The organism is Stenotrophomonas sp. 3diitr2024 (assembly GCF_042136455.1).
Classification (GTDB): domain Bacteria; phylum Pseudomonadota; class Gammaproteobacteria; order Xanthomonadales; family Xanthomonadaceae; genus Stenotrophomonas; species Stenotrophomonas sepilia.
In genome coordinates, this window is the sequence record NZ_JBHHMJ010000024.1 from 1 (window position 1) to 16,168 (window position 16,168).

The following is a 16,168-nucleotide window of genomic DNA, read 5'->3' on the forward strand; positions in this document are numbered from 1 at the left end:
GCTGCAGGTCGCGGTGGTCAAGGACGGGCAGATCGTGCTCTCCGAAGCCTACGGCCTGGCCAACGTCGAGAACGGCGTGCTTGCCTCGCGGGACACCCGCTTCCCGCTCAATTCGGCCACCAAGGCGTTTACCGGCGTGGCTGCCGCGCAGCTGGCTCAGCAAGGGCAGCTGGATCTGGACGCGCCGGCCTCGCGATATCTGGGTGATCTTCCGCCAGCGTGGAGAGACGTACGCGTACACCAGCTGCTGGCGCATACCTCCGGCCTTCCGGACATCCTTGATGCGAACGGGCTGCTGGGCGGAGGTTCCGAAGCACAGGCATGGGCGGCGGTGACAGCTCGACCGCTGGAAGCGGCGCCTGGGCAGCGCTTCGCCTACAACCAGACCAACTACGTATTGCTGGCACGGATCATCGCGCAGCAATCCGGCATGCCCTACGAACGTTTCCTCGTCACCGGCCAGTTCAGCAGCGCGCGGATGGCCCGCACCACCTTCGGCGACAGCTACGACCTGATTCCGGATGCTGCGACGATGTACAGCCTGGCCCCGCGTGCCACCGACGATGTAGATGCGCCGTCCCGCCTGTCGCATTGGTTCTACGACATACCGCCTTCGCTGTGGGCGGGTGGCGGCATCCTCACCACCGCCGACGACACCGCGCGCTGGCTGGTCGCGCTGACCGAAGGCCGCCTGCTGCCGGAGACGGCCCTGCGGCGGATGTGGAGCGTAGAGCGCCTGGCGGATGGCCGTGCCGGCCCGTGGGCGGGTGGCTGGCCGGTGTTGCACGCATCGCCCGACCTTCAGGTGGCCGGTATCGGCGGTGCGCGCTCGGCCTTCGTGGTCTATCCCGAGCGCGGCGTGGCGGTGGTGGTACTGACCAATCTTGTCGGTGCCAATCCACAGCAGTTCATTCCACGCATTGCCGATTTCTATGCGCGCGATGCCTCAACGCCCGGTCACGAACGGGTCGCCCTGGCACGGCAATAGCGGGCTGTCATCGCAGGGCCATAACCCGGCCGGCACGGTCCTGGACACTTCAAAGTGATCCTGGTTCCAGCGCAGGAAACCGCCGTGCATGGCATTGCCATGGTCGAAGCTGCGTGCATCGGCGGTCAGTGGCTGTTCGGGGTCGGCTTCGGCCACCCAACGCAGCACGGGCACTTTGTCCAGCACGCCGATGAAGGCGAACAGATCGCCCGCGCCCTTGTCCTCGTAGGCCGTCATGGTCGCCGCATCGGGCAACCCGGCCTGCGCCAGGATGGATGCGGTGACATCCTGCAGCGGTGCGGCTCCCTCTGCGATGTAGGCGCGCATGCCCGTGGTGGTTGCCGGGCAGCCCTGCAGCTGCACCAGATAGCCGGTGATACCGCCACTGCCGGAGAACGACCGCATCCAGTAGCGGAAACGCGGCCCGCTGCTGTCGGTAACCATGAAGTCCTGCTGGCCACCCTGCGCTGGAATGGAAAGCACCTGCACCTTGCTGGCGCCCTCCACCTTGCACTTCAACTGCGCCAGCACCTGCCTGGCCGGTTCCGGCAGTGCTTCGTAGCGGCCGCCGGGGTGGGCGCTGCCAGAGGCTTCCGGCAGTGCGGGCAATCCGCGATCAGCGGGCAGGGTCTGCAAAGGCAAGGCCTCCGGTTTCGCCGGTGAGCTGGCGGCAGGCGCTACCGGTGCGACGCGCTCTCCAGCGGGCGCGCAGGCGCTGCAGGCCAGCAGCAGCATCAACGAAACGGTCAGACTCAGGTGTGATCGGATCATCGCTCAACGCCCTCCCATCGCCGGCGCTTCCTGCGTTTGTGCAGGCGCGGCCACGGGTGCCGCCTGTTCGCGCGATTGCTGCTGCAGCTGGCGCAGGCTGGATTCCACCGCGGTGTCGCGCACCTCGGCTGCATTGACCCCTGCGCGCAGCGCCGCAGGATCGCCCGGACTGCCCTGCACCAGGAACAGTGTTTCGCCCGCCGCACGTCCAGCACTGGGATTGCTGGCCACGATCTGGTCGACCCGGGTGATGCCCGCGGCCTTCGCTTCGCGCAGCATCACCAGACTGTAGTCGTCGGCATGCTCGGCGTAGCGTCCACCCAGGGTGTGCAGGCGGGTGCTGATCTGCTGCTGCAGGGCATGGTCGCGATGCTGCGGCTGACGGGGATCGTCGTTGGCCGCGAGCGGCACATCCTGCCCCAGCTCGCGCGCCTGGCCGGGTGCAACCGAGGTCAGCACGTACTGCCAGCGGTTCTGCCCAGGCGTGCCGCGCACCGTCGACACGAAGTCGTCGTACTCGCCGCCGCCGATGGTCTGGCAGCCGGCCGAATCGGTGTTGGACCGGCTGCCGCGATGGATCTTGAAGGTGTCGTTGAGGTCCTGCACGCCCTGGGTATCGCGCGCATCGAACCAGCCGTCGCCATTGCTGTCGCGCTCCACCCGTCCGGTGCCCGCCGTGATTGCATCCTGCGAAGGACGCAGCGCGAACTCATCGGGATGGCCATTGCGTGGATGAGTAGTCGCGCGCATCTCCGTAGTGCCTTCGCCCAGGCGTCCGAGGTCCTTGACCCGGTCGCCGTTGACATCCTCACCCTCGGTCTTGGTGCGTGGCGCCACATTGCCGAAGCCCGGGCTGCGCGGCGTGGTCTTGGCATGACCGTCGTACTGGGCGGTCGGCTCGGTCGTGGCCTGGTTGAACTCGCGCACATGGCCTTGGCCCTGCGCATCCTTCCACAGCACTACGATGCGGTCGTCGTAGACCCCACGCCCACGTGCCTCGGTGGTGCGGTTCTCGTCGCGCAGCCCCAGCACCACGCGGTCCTGCGTCGCCATCGCGTCATTCGCCGCAGTGTTGCCGCGCTGGGCCACGATGCTGCCATAAACGTCGTACTGCTGGGCCTGGCTCAGGCCTGCGGTCTCAGCCGCGTCGGGCATCCGTGGTGGACGCTCCGCGTTGCTCAGACGGTCCAGCATCGGGTTCACCGTCGTCGCATCAGCTGCGGCAACACCTCCGCTGCGCCGCAATGTCTCAAGCTCGGTGGCGGCGCGCACCGACACGTAGCGATCCAGCGCTTCCTGCACCACGGCGCTCTGCCCGTCGTGCAGGGCGTTCAGGCGGGCGGCTGCAGCGCGCGGGTCGTTCTGCCTCAGCAGGGCGACGACTTCGTTGGCCGCCGCATCGATATCCATCTCGGGCATGGTCGTTCCTTGGACGTGATCAGTACGGAGTCAGCCTACCCCAGCCGCCGGCTGGGGCTTTTTGACGCACCGCACACCTTCGCCGCCACGCCGCATTCAGGCAGATCACACTCAGCCCCGTGGCCCGCCCATCACCGGCAGGATCACCCCACTGATGTAACTGGCACAGGCCGGAGAGGCCAGGAACACATACGCCGGCGACAGTTCCTCGGGCTGTGCGGGCCGGCCCATGTCGCTGTCCTTGCCGAACTCCGCCACGTCTTCGGCCTGCTTGTCGGCGGGGTTCAGCGGCGTCCACACCGGCCCCGGCGCCACGCAGTTGACCCGGATGCCGCGCGGCAGCAGCTGGCTGGCCAGCGCCTTGGTGAACGCATGGATCGCGCCCTTGGTGGCCGAGTAGTCGATCAGCGCCTTGCTGCCGAAGATCCCCGTTTCCGAGCCGGTGTTGATGATGCCGGCGCCTTCGCCCAGATGCGGCAGTACCGCACGCGCCATCTGGATGTAACCGCCGATGTTGGTCTGCAGGGTTTCCTGCAGGTGCGCATCCTCCAGATCTTCCAGGCGCTCGCAGTGCAGTTGGAACGCGGCGTTGTTGACCAGGATGTCGATGCCGCCGAACGCCTTGGCCACCTGCTTGACGGCCTTGTTGCAGAAACGCGGATCGCGCACATCGCCGGCGATCACCACGCAGCGGCCGCCTTCGCGTTCCACGTGCTGGCGGGTGATGTCCGCGTCTTCGGCCTCGTCCAGGTGCAGTACCGCCACATCCGCACCTTCGCGCGCGAACAACACTGCCACCGCACGGCCAATGCCGGAGTCGCCACCGGTGACGATCGCACGCATGCCCTGCAGCTTGCCGCTGCCCGTGTAGTCGGGCGCAAGGAAACGGGGCGCCAGCTCCAGTTCGTGCTCGTGCCCGGGCTTGGCCAGCTGCTGTGCCGGCATCGCCTCCGGCTGCCGGCGTGCGCCGGCCTGGGTGGCGGTCTTCTTCGTTGCCTTCTTGGCCGCGCGGGCGTCCTTCGCCTTCTCCTGGTCCTGCAGGCGCCGCTGCCGTGCAGCGACGCGTGCCGCCCGTGGATCACTGGCGGCTGCCTTGCGGGTTGCGGTCTTCACCACGCGCGGGCGATCAGGGTCGGCGACCGTCTTGGTCGGGGTGCTGCCTTTGCGCACTTTCGGCGATGCCTTACGGCGGGCGGGGGTCTTCCTGGTGGTGGCCATGCAGGTCTCCTCGGGAGGGAAAGGGGCTGCCGGCCAGCGGCCGGCACTACCGGGGGGCGGCCCATGCCGCTCCTGCAGTGTCTCCACCCACGCTGTTGGCGGCGGTGAGCGCGCCGTGTCCACGATGTGCACGGCATTCATTCCGCCACCACGTCTGACGTCGCACCCTGCACGCAATCACACCAGGAGTGCCTCCATGAAACATGCCATCGCCACCGCCGCCGCCTGCTTTGCCCTTGCCGCCTGCAGCAGCACACCGATGGCCCAGGTGCAGCCGATCGACGGTGTGATTTCCGGCCAGTGCCATAGCGACAGGGTGCGCGGCGCGGTGGGCCTGGCCGCCTCGGACGCCACTGTGGCCCGCGCACGCGTGGACAGCGACAGCCTGCACGTGCGGGTCCTGCGCCACGACGGCCCGAGGGTGCCGCCGGCCAGCGAAGGCGGCGACCGCCTGACCATCGAGAAGGGCCGGACCAACAACATCGTTGCGATCTACTGCGGCTGACGACTGCGACTGAGCCGCCGCGCCCGGCGCAGCACTTTCAGCGTGGCCTGCTCCCACTGCCGCGGGCCTCGCAGGCCGGCCAGCGAGGCCAGCTCACCGCGCTCCCAGCCGGCAAACACGCACGGGTCGATGTAGGCCTTGCGGCACACGGCCGGCGTGTTGCCCAGCCGTGCCGCCACTTGGCAGACCACTTCACGCTGCGCCTTGGCCAGCGCGCGCTGGCTGGCCGGTTCCGGCAGTTCGGTGGCGGCCAATGCCTGTACCGCCGCCAGCGTGCCGCCCCAGGTGCGGAAGTCCTTGGCGGTGAAGTCTTCGCCCATCACCTCGCGCAGGTAGTCGTTCACCGCGCCGGAATCCACCGGCTGCAGCGCGCCTTCGTCGTCGCGGTACTGGAACAGCGCCTGTCCGGGCAGCTGCTGGATGCCGCGCACCAGCGTGCCCAGCCGCCGATCGCCCACCACCACCTCGTGCAACTGCCCGGATTTGCCCCGGAAGCGCATGCGCACGCGGCCACCGCGCAGCAGGTCCAGGTGGCGGTTGCGCAGCGTTGTCAGCCCGTAGGATTTGTTTTCCTGTGCATAGCTTTCGTTGCCCACCCGCACCAGGGTGTCGGCCAGCAGGGCCACCACCACCGCAAGCACCTTGTCGCGCGGGAAGCCGGGCTGCTTCAGATCGCGCGACAGCCGCCGCCGCAGCGTGGGCAACGCCTCGCCAAAGGCGATGATGCGGTCGAACTTTCCGGCATCGCGCTCCTTCGCCCAATCGGCATGGTAGCGATACTGCTTGCGTCCACGCGCATCGCGGCCGGTGGCCTGCAGGTGGCCATTGGCGTGGGCGCAGATCCACACGGCGGTATACGCAGGTGGAATCGCCAGCGCACGGATGCGCTGCAGGGTGGCGGCATCGCGAACCGCGTGGCCATCGGCATCGCGGTAACTGAAGCCCTTGCCGGCGCGACGCCGGCTGATGCCTGGCTGGGTGTCATCGACATAGCGCAGGCCGGCCGCGCGCGCGGCCTGTCGTTCGGGGGTAGAGGAGGTTGGCATGACCGCAGTGTCGCTGTCGCGATGCCGCGAACCTGTCGATAACAGAAGACAAACACGTGAGGGTCGGTTCGCCGCTATGCTCGGGCTTTCACAATCCCTTCCGGAGTCATGATGTCGTTCCCGATTCGCGCCCGTTCGCTCTCCGCCCTGCTGCTGCCTGCCGTGCTGGCCCTGACCGCCTGCCAGGCTCCGGCGCTGGATGAACAGGATTCGGCCACTGCCCATGCCCAGCAGGCGGCCGAAGCCGCCAAGGCGCCGGCCGACGAAACCGGCAAGGCCACCGAGGCACCGCCGGTCGGCACCTGCGATGCCAGCCAGGTGCAGAGCCTGGTCGGCCAGGCCTACGCCGACGCGCTGGGCAAGCAGGCGCAGGAAGATGCCGGTGCCCACCAGCTGCGCGTCATGAAGCCCAATGACGTCGCCACCATGGAGTTCCTCGGCGACCGCCTGAACATCGAAGTGGACGACAAGGGCCTGGTCAGCGGCGTGCGCTGCGGCTGAGCCCGTCCGCGCGCCGGCACGGGATGCCGGCGCGTTCTGTTGCACCTGCAACCGTGTATTGCGGCGCTGCAGCAACCTGTGATCTAGTCGAGGCATCCGGTGGCCTCACGATGCGCTCCAGGGAATGAGCGGGGACGAGTGTCGCCGCCAACCCTATACGCATCGAGGTAGAGATGGCCCCCCGCAACCGCCAAGGGCTTTACGACCCGCGCTCCGAGCGCGATGCCTGTGGATTTGGCATGGTCGCCCAGCTCGACGATCAACCTTCGCGCCTGTTGGTTGATACCGCCATCGCCGCGCTTTCGCGCATGACCCACCGTGGCGGCGTCGCCGCTGATGGCCTGACCGGCGATGGCTGCGGCCTGCTGCTGCGCCGCCCCGATGCGTTCCTGAAACTGCTGGCCAGTGAAGCCGGCATCGCCGTCGCCGCACGCTTCGCTGCCGGCCTGGTGTTCCTGCCGCACGATGCCGAGGCTGCACACGCCTGCCGCACGCAGCTGCAGGCGCAGCTCGAAGCGGTCGGCTGCAAGGTCGCCGGCTGGCGCGAGGTACCCACCGACGACAGCGTCTGCGGCCAGCTGGCGCGCGACACCCTGCCACGCATCGAGCAGGTGTTCGTCGATGCCGGCGTCGGCCAGGATGATGCCGGCTTCGCGCTGGCGCTGTTCCTGGCCCGTCGCCGCAGCGAACAGCAGCTGCGCGACCATGCCGACTTCTACGTCACCACCCTCACCCCGGATGCGATCAGCTACAAGGGCATGGTGCTGCCGGACAAGCTCAGCCGCTTCTTCCCCGACCTGCAACGCCGCGAACTGGCCTCCAGCGCGATCGTGTTCCACCAGCGCTTCTCCACCAACACGCTGCCGCGCTGGCCGCTGGCGCACCCGTTCCGGATGCTCGCCCACAACGGCGAGATCAACACCATCGAAGGCAACCGTCGCTGGGCGCAGGCGCGCAGCAAGGTGTGGAAGACGCCGCGCTTCGACATCGCCGAATTCGATCCGGTGATCTCCATGCACGGTTCGGATTCGCAGAGCCTGGACAACATGCTGGAGCTGATGGTTGCCGGTGGCATGGAGCTGATCCAGGCGCTGCGCATTCTGGTGCCGCCGGCCACCCAGTCGCTGGAGTTCAAGGACCCCGACCTGGCCGCCTTCTACGAATTCCACGGCCTCAACAGCGAGCCGTGGGACGGCCCGGCCGGCATCGTCGCCTGCGACAGCCGCTATGCGGTGTGTACATTGGACCGCAACGGCCTGCGCCCGGCGCGCTGGATGCTCACCGCCGACCGCCACTTCCTGGTCGCCTCCGAAGCCGGCGTGTGGGAAGTGCCGACCGAGCGCGTGGTGCGCAAGGGCAAGCTCGGCCCCGGCGAAATGGTGGCCATCGACCTCAAGCGCGGCGACCTGCTCGATTCGGACGCGGTGGACCGCATCAACCGCGGTCGCGCGCCGTACAAGCAGTGGCTGCAGCAGGGCGTGACCTACCTGCAGACCGAACTGATCGACCCGTCGCTGGTGGAAGAGCCGTTCGACGAAGCCACCCTGCGCAGCTATCACAAGCTCTACCAGCTCAGCAGCGAGGAAGTGGAACAGGTGCTGCGGCCACTGGCCGAGACCGAGCAGGAAGCCACCGGCTCGATGGGCGACGACACACCGATGGCGGTGCTGAGCCAGCGCAGCCGTCCGCTGTACGACTATTTCCGCCAGGCCTTTGCGCAGGTCACCAACCCGCCGATCGATCCGCTGCGCGAAGACTGCGCGATGTCCCTGTCCACCCAACTCGGCAAGGAGACCAACATCTTCCATGCCGGCCCGGAGACGGTGAACCACGTCATCCTCAACTCGCCGGTGCTGAGCCAGCGCAAGCTGCGCCAGCTGCTGAAGATGGACCAGTACGTGCAGGCCAACCGCCTGCTTGATCTGTCCTACAGCGAAGACGAGGGCCTGCGTGCCGGCATCGAGCGCATCTGTAGCGAGGCCGAGCAGGCCGCGCGCCAGGGCATGGTGATGCTGCTGCTGTCCGACCGCTATCCGGTGGCCGGTCGGCCGATGGTGCATGCCCTGCTCGCCACCAGCGCCATCCACCACCACCTCTCGCGGCTGGGGCTGCGCTGCGACGTCAATCTGATCGTCGAAACCGGCACCGCGCGCGACCCGCACCACATGGCCTGCCTGCTCGGCTTCGGTGCCACCGCGGTGTATCCGTACCTGGCCTACCAGACCCTGTTCGACCTGGGCCGACGCGGCATCCTCAAGCTCAGCAAGGGCGGCGAGCAGTCGCAGATCGGCCGCCGCTACCGCAAGGGCATCTACAAGGGCCTGTCGAAAATCATCTCGAAGATGGGCATCTGTACGGTGGCAAGCTATCGCGGCGCGCAGCTGTTCGAGATCATCGGCCTGGAACGCGAGGTTGTGGACATGTGCTTCCCGGACACCGCCTCGCGCATCGGCGGCGCCGGCTTCGCACGCCTGGATGCCGACGCGCGCGAGCTGTGCGCGCAGGCGTGGGACGCGCAGCAGGACGTGGACGTGGGCGGCCTGCTGAAGTACGTGCACGGCGGCGAGTACCACATGTACAACCCGGACGTGGTCACCACCCTGCAGCGCGCGGCGCGCAGCGGCGATCCGCGTGCGTGGCAGCAGTACTGCGATGCGGTGCATGCGCGTCCGCCGTCGGCGCTGCGCGACCTGCTGGAGCTGGTGCCGGCCGCAATGCCGGTGCCGCTGGACGAGGTCGCCCCGGCCAGCGAACTGTTCCCGCGCTTCGATACCGCAGCGATCAGCCTGGGTGCGCTGTCGCCGGAAGCGCACGAGGCGCTGGCGATTGCGATGAACCGCCTGGGTGGCCGCAGCAATTCCGGCGAAGGCGGAGAAGATCCCGCACGCTATGGCACCGCCAAGCGCAGCAAGATCAAGCAGGTGGCCTCGGGCCGCTTCGGCGTCACCGCCGAATACCTGGTCAATGCCGAAGTGCTGCAGATCAAGGTCGCGCAGGGCGCCAAGCCCGGCGAGGGCGGCCAGCTTCCGGGGCACAAGGTCAACGAGCTGATCGCACGCCTGCGCTATGCGCGTCCGGGCATCGGCCTGATTTCGCCGCCACCGCACCACGACATCTATTCGATCGAAGACCTGGCGCAGCTGATCTACGACCTCAAGCAGGTCAACCCGACCGCGCTGGTGTCGGTGAAGCTGGTCAGCCATGCCGGCGTCGGGACGATCGCGGCGGGCGTGGTCAAGGCCGGTGCGGACCTGATCACCATCTCCGGCCATGACGGCGGCACCGGTGCGTCGCCGGTCAGCTCGATCCGCTATGCCGGCGTGCCGTGGGAACTGGGCGTGGCCGAAGCGCATCAGGCGCTGCTGGCCAACGACCTGCGCGGGCGCACCCTGCTGCAGACCGATGGCGGCCTGAAGACCGGCCTGGATGTGGTGAAGGCCGCGCTGCTGGGGGCGGACAGCTTCGGCTTCGGCACCGCGCCGATGATCGTGCTGGGCTGCAAGTACCTGCGCATCTGCCACCTCAACAACTGCGCCACCGGCGTGGCCACCCAGGACGAGCGCCTGCGCGAGAACCACTTCACCGGCCAGCCCGAACGCGTGGAGAACTTCTTCCGGCTGCTGGCCGAGGAAGTGCGCGGCTGGCTGTCGTACCTGGGCGCGCGTTCGCTGGAAGAGATCGTCGGCCGCACCGATCTGCTGCGGCAGATCGAGGCCGCGCCCCGCGATGGCGTGCGCGTGGACCTGTCGCGCCTGCTGGCCGATGCCCGCTACGAAGGCAGCCACTGCGCCGCCCAGCGCCTGTACGAATCGCCGGACAGCCTGGCCACGCAGATGGATGGGCTGCTGGCCCCAGCCATCGAGCACAAGCGCGGTGGCGAGCACCGCTTCCTGATCCACAACACCGACCGCAGCATCGGCACCCGCCTGGCCGGCGCGGTGGCGCGCGCGCACGGCAACCAGGGCATGGCCGAAGCACCGCTTGAACTGCGCTTCCGCGGCAGCGCCGGGCAGAGCTTCGGTGCCTTCAACGTCGGGGGCCTGCACCTGGAAGTGGAAGGCGAAGCCAACGACTACGTCGGCAAGGGCATGGCCGGAGGCCGGCTGGTGGTGCGTCCGCCGCGTGGCGCCCGCTTCGAGGCACGCAGCACCGCCATCATCGGCAACACCTGCCTGTATGGCGCTACCGGTGGCGAGCTGTTCGCCGCGGGCCGCGCCGGCGAGCGTTTCGCGGTGCGCAATTCGGGCGCGCTGGCAGTGGTGGAAGGTGCCGGTGACCACTGCTGCGAGTACATGACCGACGGCGTGGTGCTGGTGCTGGGCAAGGTCGGGCTGAACTTCGGCGCCGGCTTCACCGGTGGCCTGGCTTACGTGCTGGACGTGGACCGCGATTTCGTCGACCGCTACAACCACGAGCTGATCGACATCCATCGCGTCTCCGCCGAAGGCTTCGAGAACTACCGCCAGCACCTGCACCGCCTGATCGGCCGCCACCGCGAGCTGACCGGCAGCATCTGGGCACAGCAGATCCTGGACGAGTTCCGCGACTACATCGGCAAGTTCTGGCTGGTCAAACCGAAGGCCGCCAGCATCGAGTCGCTGACCGAAACCCTGCGACGCGCCGCCTGACGGTAGTGCCGGCCGCTGGCCGGCAACCCAGGATCACGTAGTGCCGGCCGCTGGCCGGCATCCGGAAAACACCACAGAGTCCGCCATGAGCCGCAAGCACGCCTTCCAGTTCCTCGACCTGCCCCGCACCATGCCGCAGCGCATCCCGGTGGAACTGCGCACGTCCGGCGACTGGGGCGAGCTGTACGGCAAGTTCGGCAAGGAAGACGCCCAGTACCAGGCGGGCCGCTGCCTGGACTGCGGCAACCCGTACTGCAGCTGGAAGTGCCCGGTGCACAACGCCATTCCGCAGTGGCTGCAGCTGGTGCAGGAAAACCGCATCCACGAGGCCGCCACGCTGTGCCACAGCACCAACCCGCTGCCGGAAGTGTGCGGCCGGGTCTGCCCGCAGGATCGACTGTGCGAAGGCAGCTGCACGCTGGAGGAATTCGGCGCGGTCACCATCGGTGCGGTGGAGAAGTACATCGTCGATACCGCACTGGCCAGTGGGTGGCGCCCGGACCTGGGCGCGGTGCAGCCGACCGGCCACAGCGTGGCGGTGATTGGTGCCGGCCCGGCCGGGCTGGCCTGTGCCGACCGCCTGGCACGCGCCGGCATTGCCGCCGTGGTCTACGACCGCTACGAGCAGATCGGTGGCCTGCTGCAGTTCGGCATTCCCAGCTTCAAGCTGGACAAGGATGTGATCCATCGCCGCCGTGACGTACTGGAAGGCATGGGCGTGCAGTTCCGCCTCGGCGTGGAGATCGGCCGTGATGTCAGCGTGCAGCAGTTGCTGGACAGTCACGATGCGGTGTTCATCGGCACCGGCGCCTACCGCTATACCGATGGTGGCCTGGTCGGCCAGGACCTGAAGGGCGTGCTGCCGGCGCTGCCGTTCCTGGTGCAGAACAGCCGCATCGTCGGCGGCGATGATCCGAAGGGCCGGCCGATCGCCGGCTGGGAAGACACCATCGCCCTGCCCGACCTCAACGGCAAGCGCGTGGTGGTTCTGGGCGGTGGCGATACCGGCATGGACTGCGTGCGCAGTGCGGTGCGGCTGGGCGCGGCCAAGGTCACCTGCGCCTATCGCCGCGACGAAGCCAACATGCCCGGCAGCGCGCGCGAAGTCGCCAATGCACGCGAGGAAGGGGTGCGCTTCCTGTTCAACCGGCAGCCGCTGTCGATCGAAGCCGGCGCCGACGACGAGGTGATCGGCGTGACCGTGGTCGAGACCCGGCTGGGCGAGCCCGATGCCAATGGCCGCCAGAACGCGGTGCCGATCGAAGGCAGTGAGTCGCTGCTGGAGGCAGACGTGGTGATCATCGCCTTCGGCTTCTCGCCGAGCGTGCCGGCGTGGCTGGCGGAACTGGGGGTGGAAGCCCAGCCCAATGGCCGCATCCTCGCCGGTGGCAAGGACCGCCTGCCGTTCCAGACCGCGCATCCACGCCTGTTCGCCGGTGGCGACGCGGTGCGTGGTGCCGATCTCGTGGTAACCGCGGTGGCCGAAGGCCGCGACGCCGCTGCCAGCATCGTCCGCCTACTGGCGCACTGAGTCCGGCAACAGCAGCAGTTGCAGCAGCGCGCGCAGTTCGTGCGCCTCCAGCGGCTTGGCCAGGAAATGGTCGATGCCCGCCTCACGGCAGGCCTCGCGCGTGCGTTCCAGCACGCTGGCGGTCAACGCAATGATCGGCACCGGAGCATGGGCAGCGCGGGTATCGCTACGGATCGCCCGGGCCAGCGCGAAGCCATCCATGTGCGGCATATGGCAGTCGGTGATGACCAGGTCGAACGGTTGCGCCTGCCAGGCCTCCCATGCCTGCAGGCCGTCGCTGTAGGCGTGCACCTGCAGTCCCAGCTCGCACAGGCGTTGTGCCAGCAACTGCAGGTTGGTCGGATGATCCTCGGCCACCAGCACCCGCGCCGGCGGCAACGGTCGTTGCGCGGGCCGTGCCATCGCCGGTCCCGCAGCGGGGGCCGCACAGGCCGCCAGGTCCAGCTCCAGCCACACAGTGGTGCCCTTGCCGGGCACGCTGCGCAGGTGCAGACGCCCGCCCATCGACGTCGCCAGCTCGCGGCAGATCGACAGCCCCAGGCCACTGCCGCCGAAACGGCGCGTGGTCGACGCCTCGGCCTGCTCGTAGGCGGCAAACACCGCCTGTTGCCGCTCCACGCTGATGCCCACGCCCGTATCGGTCACCTGCAGGCGCAGTCGCTGGCCGCCGTCGCGCTGCTGCAGCACGTGGACCTGCAACACCACGCTTCCCTGCAGGGTGAACTTGAGCGCGTTGCCGGCCAGGTTGAACAGGACCTGCCGCAGGCGCAGCCCGTCAGCCAGCGACCAGGGCTGCAACGTCGGGTCGATCTCGCTGCACAGGTGCAGCCCGCGGCTGGCCGCGACGGGCATCAACAGCTGCTGCACCGCGCCCACCAGCGCCGCCAGATCGGTCGGACGCAGCTGCAGGGGCGCCGGCTGCAGGCGCTGGCTGTGCAGCACATCGTCGAGGATCTGCCGCAGCATCTGCGCAGCCTCACCCACGGTGGTCAGCACCTCCCGCTGGCCCGCATCCAGGTCAGTGCCGGCCAGCCGCTCCAGCATGCCCAGCAGGGTGCTCATCGGCGTGCGGATCTCGTGGCTCATGGTCGCCAGGAAATGGCCCTTGGCCAGCGCCGCCTGCTCGGCCTCGCGGCGCGCCTCGGCCAACGCCGTTGCACGCGCCTGGGCTTCGCTGACGTCCATCCAGTAGCCGCTCCACTCCACGCTGCTGTCATCGCACGGCAACGGTCGTCCCTGTGATCGGACCCAGCGCCAGCCCTGTGCCGACCGGGTGCGGAAGGTAACGTCGATCGGACCGCGCACGAGCGCGGCCGCTTCGATGCTCGCCATCACCCGGCTGCGGTCACCGGCATGCACGGCCGCCAGCAGCTGCAGATGGTCGATCCGCTCAGTCTCCACGGCTACGCCGAACAGCGCCTGCACGTCGCCGGCGATCTGCGCCAGGCTGTAGTGGCCGGTTGCCGAACGGCGCGCCTGGTAGACCACCGCCGGCAGGTTCGCGGTGACTTCATGCAAGCGCTGCTCCAGCACCCGGCGACGCACGCTCTCGCGATGCACGCGCCAGTAGCCGAAGGCATGCAGGAGTATCAGCGCGAGCAGGATCAGCGACACCGGCACCAGCCAGCGCAGTGCCGAACCGGCGGGACGCGCACGTGGCAGTTCCGGCAGCCAGGCACTGCGAACCGATGCCCGACGCGCATCGCCCTCCCGCTGCAGCTCCCGGTCGAAGGCAGCGACCACCGCGGCACAGGCCGGTACAGCGGCCAGCACCAGTGCATCGCCGAAGCCAGCGGGTGCTGCGATCACCAGAGGGTCACCCGGCACGGCGCGAAGCGCGGCTTCGACTTCGGCGAGATTGGCCACCACGGCATCGACCAGCCCGGCGCGCAGCAGTGACAGCGCGTGGTCCAGCGGCGCCGGTGCCAGCAGCTGCGCACCCGGGGCCTGTTCGGCCAGCAATGCGTCCAGCGGCAGCCGGTCCGGGCTGGCCACGCTGCGGCCACGCAGTCCCTCCAACCCCAGCACTGGCGCTGCACCCTCGCGCCGCACGATCACCTGTGGCACTTCCAGGTAGGGGCTGCTGGCCACCCAGCCGGTCGGCAGCTGTGCGCGCGGCCAGCCCAGCAGCACCTGGGTGCCAGCCGGCAGCGGGTCATCGGTGAGCACCGCTGCGGGCAACGGCCGCGCATGCTGCACCGCCTGCGGGCCCAGCAGCGGCAGGTAATCCGCAGCCAACCCCGCAAGGTCGCCCTGCGCGTTGTATGACAGCGGCGGCCGATCGGAACGCCATGCCACCTGCAGTGGACTCGCACAGCCGGACGCAGCAGCGATGCCGGGCAGCAACAGCGATGCCATGACAGCGGCGACGGCGCGGCGGCCGGCGACATTCACGGTAGACATCCTCATTTCGCGGGCAGGAACCACGGCCGCGCAGCGGTACCGCTGCCAGCCACGCTAGCGAGGCGCGCTTCCGCGACAATGAGAAAAATTCGAAAAACATCCCTATCGGCGAATGCCGACATACACTGCCGCTTCTACCCGTCCCTACGGAGCGCTCGATGCGTATCGGCCTGGCCGCCAACCGTCTCCATCACCACGATGCGCGCGCCGCGCTGTTCCGCTGGCTGCGTGCCAGCGAGGCCGGGCTGCGTGAACTGGGGGTATCGCTGCACGCGGTCGGGCGCACCCACGATGCGATCGAACGGCAGGGCTTCCTGGCCAGCTACGGCGGCCTGCACCGCTACCCCTACGGGCGCGAGGGCGGCCTGATGAAACTGGTGGCCGAAGTGGTTGGCATGGGGCCGGAGCGCACCCTGGACGGTGCGATCTACCTGATCGACCCGGTCGATCCTTCCTCGGTGTTTCCGGAGGCAACCGCGCTCAAGCGGCAGTGCGTGATCCACGGCAAGCCGTTCATTTCAACGGTGGCCACTGCGCGTGACTGGATCGAGGTGGAACGCATCCACGCCGGGCTGGCTGCCGATACCGGTGCCGACGATCTGCATGCCTTCCAGCACCAGACGCTGGCGCTGATCGCGCACGACGCGATGAAGCCGGCGATGCTGGCCTTCGCCGACGAGCACTTCGATGTGCTGGCACGGTTCGGCGAGCGCGTGGCGACCGGCACCACCGGCCAGCGCTTGAACGAACTGGCCTGGAGCCGCGGCTGGCCCAGCGATACGCCGTGGGTGACGCGCTACCAGAGTGGCCCGATGGGCGGCGATGCGCAGATTGCCGACCGTGTGCTGGAGGGGCGCTGCCAGCGCGCGATCTTCTTCGAGGACCCGCATGTGGCACGCCAGCACGAGGCCGATATCCAGCTGCTGGAGCGCGCGGTGACGACGGTGACCGACCAGGCGGTGTGCATCACCGCGCCGCGGGTGGCGGCACGCTGGGCGGCCGCGGCGGCATTGCGGGCGGGGTGAGGGTTTCGGCCAACGGCTGCGCCCCTCGTGGTGGGTGGGGGCTGCACGATCATGAGGTTGGCCGGGATGGGTGGAATTGCGGGGGACGCCGTGAACCCGTCCCTGGGGGCTTGGCCGCGGCATCCATGCCGCG

The 16,168-nt window shown here is 68.7% G+C and carries 11 protein-coding genes; 6 read left to right on the top strand and 5 right to left on the bottom strand.

All coding sequences use genetic code 11. The annotated features are described in order from the left end of the window. On the top strand, positions 1-988 hold a 988-nt coding region (locus ABGA94_RS00320; protein WP_375365994.1), incomplete at its 5' end, for a serine hydrolase domain-containing protein. Here ABGA94_RS00320 and ABGA94_RS00325 read toward each other — a convergent pair. The 3 genes from ABGA94_RS00325 to ABGA94_RS00335 all read right to left on the bottom strand — a co-directional run bounded on the left by ABGA94_RS00325 (position 947) and on the right by ABGA94_RS00335 (position 4,396). After that, positions 947-1,759 carry a hypothetical protein gene (locus ABGA94_RS00325; RefSeq protein ID WP_134956120.1) on the bottom strand — a complete coding sequence of 271 codons (813 nt, stop codon included), beginning with the start codon at positions 1,757-1,759 and terminating at the stop codon, positions 947-949. The genes ABGA94_RS00320 and ABGA94_RS00325 overlap by 42 nt on opposite strands. A gap of 3 nt (positions 1,760-1,762) precedes the next feature. After that, positions 1,763-3,178, bottom strand: a complete 1,416-nt coding sequence (locus tag ABGA94_RS00330) for an XVIPCD domain-containing protein (protein ID WP_197598838.1) — start codon at positions 3,176-3,178, stop codon at positions 1,763-1,765. Between the two features lie 111 nt (positions 3,179-3,289). Next, positions 3,290-4,396 (bottom strand): SDR family oxidoreductase, encoded by a 1,107-nt coding sequence (locus ABGA94_RS00335; RefSeq protein ID WP_375365996.1) that lies wholly within the window; start codon positions 4,394-4,396, stop codon positions 3,290-3,292. 196 nt (positions 4,397-4,592) lie between these two features. Here ABGA94_RS00335 and ABGA94_RS00340 point away from each other — a divergent pair, with 196 nt between their 5' ends. Beyond that, complete coding sequence (locus ABGA94_RS00340; RefSeq protein WP_005421049.1) at positions 4,593-4,901, top strand: hypothetical protein; 309 nt, start codon at positions 4,593-4,595, stop codon at positions 4,899-4,901. Here ABGA94_RS00340 and ABGA94_RS00345 read toward each other — a convergent pair. After that, entirely contained in the window at positions 4,889-5,947 is a 1,059-nt protein-coding gene (locus ABGA94_RS00345; RefSeq protein ID WP_053497997.1) for a DNA topoisomerase IB, read from the bottom strand. The genes ABGA94_RS00340 and ABGA94_RS00345 overlap by 13 nt on opposite strands. A gap of 111 nt (positions 5,948-6,058) precedes the next feature. Between ABGA94_RS00345 and ABGA94_RS00350 the strand changes: the two genes are divergently transcribed. The 3 genes from ABGA94_RS00350 to ABGA94_RS00360 all read left to right on the top strand — a co-directional run bounded on the left by ABGA94_RS00350 (position 6,059) and on the right by ABGA94_RS00360 (position 12,607). Next, entirely contained in the window at positions 6,059-6,448 is a 390-nt protein-coding gene (locus tag ABGA94_RS00350) for an I78 family peptidase inhibitor (RefSeq protein WP_032954733.1), read from the top strand. Between the two features lie 173 nt (positions 6,449-6,621). Next, positions 6,622-11,076, top strand: coding sequence for a glutamate synthase large subunit (gltB, locus tag ABGA94_RS00355; protein ID WP_375365998.1), 4,455 nt, complete (start codon positions 6,622-6,624; stop codon positions 11,074-11,076). 85 nt (positions 11,077-11,161) lie between these two features. Continuing rightward, positions 11,162-12,607, top strand: a complete 1,446-nt coding sequence (locus ABGA94_RS00360; RefSeq protein ID WP_005421057.1) for an FAD-dependent oxidoreductase — start codon at positions 11,162-11,164, stop codon at positions 12,605-12,607. Here the strand turns inward: ABGA94_RS00360 and ABGA94_RS00365 are convergent. Beyond that, on the bottom strand, positions 12,593-15,001 hold the full coding sequence (locus ABGA94_RS00365) for an ATP-binding protein (RefSeq protein ID WP_375366000.1): 2,409 nt from the start codon (positions 14,999-15,001) through the stop codon (positions 12,593-12,595). The genes ABGA94_RS00360 and ABGA94_RS00365 overlap by 15 nt on opposite strands. 167 nt (positions 15,002-15,168) lie before the next feature. Between ABGA94_RS00365 and ABGA94_RS00370 the strand changes: the two genes are divergently transcribed. Beyond that, entirely contained in the window at positions 15,169-16,035 is an 867-nt protein-coding gene (locus tag ABGA94_RS00370) for a methylglyoxal synthase (RefSeq protein ID WP_005421060.1), read from the top strand. Positions 16,036-16,168 lie beyond the last annotated feature (133 nt).

What these genes read in the sequence shown, in the direction of transcription:
- ABGA94_RS00330 (WP_197598838.1), bottom strand. Translation starts at nt 3,178, where the DNA reads ATGCCCGAGATGGATATCGATGCGGCGGCCAACGAAGTCGTCGCCCTG.
- ABGA94_RS00340 (WP_005421049.1), top strand. Translation starts at nt 4,593, where the DNA reads ATGAAACATGCCATCGCCACCGCCGCCGCCTGCTTTGCCCTTGCCGCC.
- ABGA94_RS00370 (WP_005421060.1), top strand. Translation starts at nt 15,169, where the DNA reads ATGCGTATCGGCCTGGCCGCCAACCGTCTCCATCACCACGATGCGCGC.
- ABGA94_RS00345 (WP_053497997.1), bottom strand. Translation starts at nt 5,947, where the DNA reads ATGCCAACCTCCTCTACCCCCGAACGACAGGCCGCGCGCGCGGCCGGC.
- ABGA94_RS00335 (WP_375365996.1), bottom strand. Translation starts at nt 4,396, where the DNA reads ATGGCCACCACCAGGAAGACCCCCGCCCGCCGTAAGGCATCGCCGAAA.
- ABGA94_RS00325 (WP_134956120.1), bottom strand. Translation starts at nt 1,759, where the DNA reads ATGATCCGATCACACCTGAGTCTGACCGTTTCGTTGATGCTGCTGCTG.
- ABGA94_RS00360 (WP_005421057.1), top strand. Translation starts at nt 11,162, where the DNA reads ATGAGCCGCAAGCACGCCTTCCAGTTCCTCGACCTGCCCCGCACCATG.
- gltB (WP_375365998.1), top strand. Translation starts at nt 6,622, where the DNA reads ATGGCCCCCCGCAACCGCCAAGGGCTTTACGACCCGCGCTCCGAGCGC.
- ABGA94_RS00350 (WP_032954733.1), top strand. Translation starts at nt 6,059, where the DNA reads ATGTCGTTCCCGATTCGCGCCCGTTCGCTCTCCGCCCTGCTGCTGCCT.